The sequence below is a fragment of the Methanospirillum sp. genome, assembly GCF_028679455.1.
GTDB lineage: Archaea > Halobacteriota > Methanomicrobia > Methanomicrobiales > Methanospirillaceae > Methanospirillum.
On sequence record NZ_JAJRBM010000204.1, the window covers coordinates 1 to 4954 of the forward strand.

Here is a 4954-nt window from a genome sequence, read left to right on the forward strand (position 1 = left end):
CATTCTCTGCATACTTTTCTACACTATCTAATACAGTTCAGGAGAAAATAACCGCAACCTGGGGTGAGGCTCCAGGAATGAGTATGGTTCTTGATGGAACGATCCTGATTACAGGTCTTTCGTTTGGCAATTCCACCGTCCACGTACAACCGAAAAGAGGATGTTACGGCTCCAGGTGTGATGGACAGGTCTGTAAGATCCTCCATGATCCGGAGTGTCCACCACCGCACCAGTACCTTGCCACGTATTTTTGGATCGAGAAGATCTTCAATGCAGATCTTATTGTCAATGTTGGAACCCATGGAAATCTTGAATTTTTACCCGGGAAAGGACTTGGGCTTTCTGAGGACTGTTTCCCGGATGTGGCCATAGGTACCACTCCTCATCTCTATATTTATAATGCCGATAACCCTCCGGAAGGTACAATCGCAAAACGGCGAGGATATGCCACCCTCATTGATCATATGCAGGCTGTTATGACACAAGGAGGACTGTATGAAGGTCTTGATGAACTTGATGTACTGGTTAGCCAATATGAAACTGCAAAACTGGATCCTGCCCGATCACATTCTCTTCAGCATCTGATACGAGACGCTATCATAGATCTCAATCTGGATAAAGACATCCACCTGACTGAAGAGATGGCCCTCGATGAGATCGTCAGCAGATCGCATGAGATTCTTTCAAAGATACGGAATACGCAGATTCCCTCTGAAATGCACACATTTGGAGAACTTCCTGAAGGTGAAAAACGTCTGGACTTCATCAATGCCATCATCAGGTATGACAGCGGAGATCCATCTCCCAGAAGAACCATCGCACGGTTACACGGACATAATCTCACAGAATTACTCCAGAATCAGGATGGATTTTCTGATACCCTTGGACTGTCAACCGGTGCTATTCTCGAGGATTTAGAAGACAAAACGAAACAATTCATTGCTTCTGTTCTTGATGATACTCTTGAATCATACCAGACATGGTTTGGTCATGCTGTATCTCCTCAAGATGTAGATGAACTGGACAGGATCTGCAGTCGTATCATTGACATTAACAAACGAATTAATGATTCTAAAGAGATTGAATCGCTTTGTAATGGATTTTCAGGTGGGCATATACCAGCAGGTCCATCAGGGCTAATATCACGAGGACATGAAGAGGTGCTCCCGACGGGGAGGAATTTCTACTCGCTTGATCCATACAAGGTTCCAACAAAAGCTGCCTGGAGGGTTGGACAACGTCTTGCAGATTCTCTGATTGAGAAGTATATCTCGGAGGAGAGCAGATTACCCGAAAGTGTGGCATTTTTCTGGATGTCAGGAGATATCCTTGCAGCAGATGGAGAAGTCTTTTCCCAACTATTGTCATTACTCGGCGTCGAGCCAGTATGGGAATCTAATGGAAAAGTCTCGACATTTACAATTATTCCATTGGATAAACTGGGAAGACCACGGATAGACATTACAGTCAGGGCCTCCGGGCTCATCAGAGACAATCTATCCAATTGTTATGAACTTGTTGACCGGGCTGTTCAGGCAGTTGCATCACTGGATGAACCAATCGAGATGAATTATGTGCGAAAACATGCTCTCGAAAGCATGGAACAAAATAATAGTTCCTGGCAGGAATCTACATTGCGGATTTTTTCATCCAAACCTGGTTCTTATTATAACGGGGTAGACCTCGCTGTTTTGGCAAGTGCGTGGAAGGACGAAACAGATCTTGCTGAGTTATATGTTGCATGGAACGGGTATGCATTGAGAAGAGGCTGTGAAGGAAAAGAGGCTCATGGACAGTTTGCATTGAACCTCTCCAAAGTTTCTGTTACGTATAATAAAGTCCACTCAGACGAGACTGATCTTCTTGGATGTTGTTGTTATTTCGGGACTCATGGGGGAATGACCGCTGCAGCAAGGCACTATTCAGGAAAGGAAGTCAAGCCATATTATGGCGATACCCGTGAACCAGAACATATTGAGGTACGAGACCTGTCAGATGAGCTTCGCCGGGTCGTCAGAGCAAAACTCCTGAATCCCAGATGGATAGAGGGAATGAAAAAACATGGGTACAAAGGAGCGGGTGATATCATGAGAAGGGTAACCCATATCTACGGGTGGGAAGCTTCAACCGAAGAGGTAGACGACTGGATCTTTGATGATATTGCTGAAACCTTTGTCAACGATGACGAAATGAGGCAGTTCTTTGAAGAGAACAATCCGTATGCTCTTGAGGAGATAGCCCGGAGACTCCTTGAAGCAGAGCAACGAGGCCTCTGGAATGCGGATCAGGATGTTCTCGAGAGTCTGAAGAATAATTATCTGCAGATTGAATCCTGGATGGAAGAGAAGATCGGAGAGGGTGATTACCAGGGTGGAAGTGTTGACATTTATACTCGCAATGATGTCGAAATCTGGGGAAACTCGATAAAAGAGATAATGGCCAATGTCCAGGAAAAATTTTCAGAACGTTCTTGAGATAACCAGGTTACAATCAGAGTGTGAATAATTCATGAATTCAAATACGAAAAATTTGGTCTCCATATATCACTCTGGAAAAGAAAGAAAGGTATTTGTTATCGGATTACTTTCGGCCCTTCTCCTGCTGACCATCATCTATGCCCTCAATGCCGGTTCCTATCATCTCTCATCTGGAAGAATTTTAGAGATTCTAGCACAAGTAATTACGAATCCCAGCTCCCTAACAGGGTCCGACTCTGAAAGTATAATTGTTATTGAATTCAGACTGCCACGAGTTATTCTTGCAATCCTGACTGGTATCAGTCTCTCTGTTGCAGGTTGTGTAATGCAGGCACTTCTGCGAAATCCTCTCGTAAGTCCTTTTACTCTTGGACTTTCATCAGCAGCGTCATTCGGGGCTGCAATGGCCATTGTATTCGGACCAGTTCTGTTGCCATTTATTCCCCAGGAATACCAAAATGAAACAATCATCCTGTCCGCATTTCTGCTCGGATGGCTCTCGGTTCTCCTTATTTACGCGATTTCTCGAATGAAAGGATCTTCAGGTGCAACCCTCATTCTTTCAGGTGTTGTTATCGGGTACATCTTTACTGCTGGCGTTATGATCATGAAATATCTCACAAATGATGAAAAATTGCGTGAGATTACACTCTGGCTTATGGGAGGAATGTGGGGTGCAAACTGGGGGGCTGTACTTGTCGTATTACCGATAACGCTCATATGTCTGGTATTTCTTGAGTCGTTGTCCTGGGATTTAAATAGCCTTGCAGCAGGTGATGATGTCGCAAAAAACCTCGGAGTGAATGTAAATCGTCTCCGTATGAAGGGTTTATTTGTTGCAACGCTGGCGTCATCAGCTTGTCTTGCATTTACCGGAATCATCGGGTTTATCGGTCTCATGGGTCCGCATATCGGGAGAATGTTGATCGGAAATGATAACCGCTATCTAATTCCCTGTTCAGCACTTCTTGGTGCCCTGATTCTCCTGTTGTCAGACACTACTGCCCGGACTGTGATGGATCCAGTAGAGATTCCGGTTGGTGTTATCATGTATGTTATCGGCGGAGCTTTCTTCCTGATCCTGATCCTGCGTGGACAACACCGGGTGATCACATGAATTGTCAGATACAACTCTCAATACGTGATCTCTGTGTCAGATACGGACTTAATTCTGTCCTTAATCAGTTATCGTTCGATCTTCTCCCCGGAGAGGTCATGTGTATCATCGGACCAAATGGTTCTGGGAAGAGTACTCTCATAAAAACATTGGCAGGAATTATCAGTTCTCATACAGGCTCGATTGCTATCAACGGAGCATCTGTTGATACATACAGCAAAAACCATATTGCTCAATTGATCGGGTATGTACCGCAAGATTTCCAGTTTTTGACATCAATAACAGTGCTTGAGGCAGTTATTCTTGGAAGGCGTCCTCATGTTGGGTGGTCACTTACCTCCAAAGATCTGCAGATTGTTCAGAACGCAATGGAAAAGGTGCAGATATCATCGATGGCTGAAAAACTCCTGACTGAATTGTCGGGAGGAGAACGACAACGTGTCTTTATCGCCCGGGCCCTGGCACAGGAACCCAGAATTTTTCTTTTTGATGAACCAACCAGCGCCCTTGATATCAGACACCAAATCGAGGTTTTTTCTATGATTAGAGAAATTTCACAGAACCAGGGTAGATCAGTTCTCGTTGCAGTCCATGATCTGAACTTTGCGTACCACTATGCCAATCGGGTAATGTTGATTGATGAAGGAAAAATCATGAGCATCGGGTCGGCTGAAGAGGTAATGACTGAAGAGAATATCAGATCGGTGTACGGGGTTTCCATGCAGTTAGTAAACTCACGAAACGATACGTTTCTCCTCCCTGTATGGGACCATGGCAACCCCTCTGAACCAAATTCAAGCGAATCATCCCATTGTATGAATTTTTTAGAGATTGAGCCGACCGCAAAAACATTAGCATGAATAATACAATCGAAATCCACGATTTAACAAAGAATTATGACAATCTTTGTGCTGTTAACAGAATGAACCTGTCAGTTGGAAATGAAATATTCGGAGTTCTCGGGCCGAACGGTTCAGGAAAAACCACCACAGTCCTCATGCTCACCACACTTCTCGATCCAAGTAGTGGAACCGCAGAGATTTGCGGGCATGATATTCATAACGAACCTTTGAAAGTGAGGGAATCCATCAGTTATGTGCCCCAGGATATGGCGGTGGATGTCAGACTGACCGGGAGAGAGAATGTGAGGATGTTCGCAGATCTCTATGGGGTTCAGGAGCCTGAAAAAAAGACCGATCATGCGCTAAAGGTGCTTGAACTCTCTGAACGTGCTGATGAGTTTGCAAAAGTATATTCTGGAGGGATGAGAAGGAGGCTTGAACTAGCACAGGCATTAGTCCATAATCCACGGGTATTATTTCTGGATGAGCCTACAGTAGGTCTTGATGTCTCTGCCAGG

Annotated in this window: 4 protein-coding genes; all 4 read left to right on the forward strand. The window is 44.6% G+C overall.

Annotation, left to right across the window (positions count from 1 at the left end; genetic code table 11):
* Positions 1-2474 (forward strand): cobaltochelatase subunit CobN (locus LUQ50_RS06780; RefSeq protein WP_300038106.1); only part of this gene is annotated, 2474 nt, incomplete at its 5' end.
* A 34-nt stretch (positions 2475-2508) separates the two neighbouring features.
* Positions 2509-3594 carry an iron ABC transporter permease gene (locus LUQ50_RS06785; RefSeq protein WP_300038109.1) on the forward strand — a complete coding sequence of 362 codons (1086 nt, stop codon included), beginning with the start codon at positions 2509-2511 and terminating at the stop codon, positions 3592-3594.
* Positions 3591-4454: an ABC transporter ATP-binding protein gene (locus tag LUQ50_RS06790; protein WP_300038112.1), complete on the forward strand. Its 864-nt coding sequence runs from the start codon at positions 3591-3593 to the stop codon at positions 4452-4454. The genes LUQ50_RS06785 and LUQ50_RS06790 overlap by 4 nt, the downstream gene beginning before the upstream one ends.
* 62 nt (positions 4455-4516) lie before the next feature.
* Positions 4517-4954, forward strand: a 438-nt coding sequence (locus LUQ50_RS06795; RefSeq protein ID WP_300038115.1) for an ATP-binding cassette domain-containing protein, incomplete at its 3' end; no start/stop codon positions are given.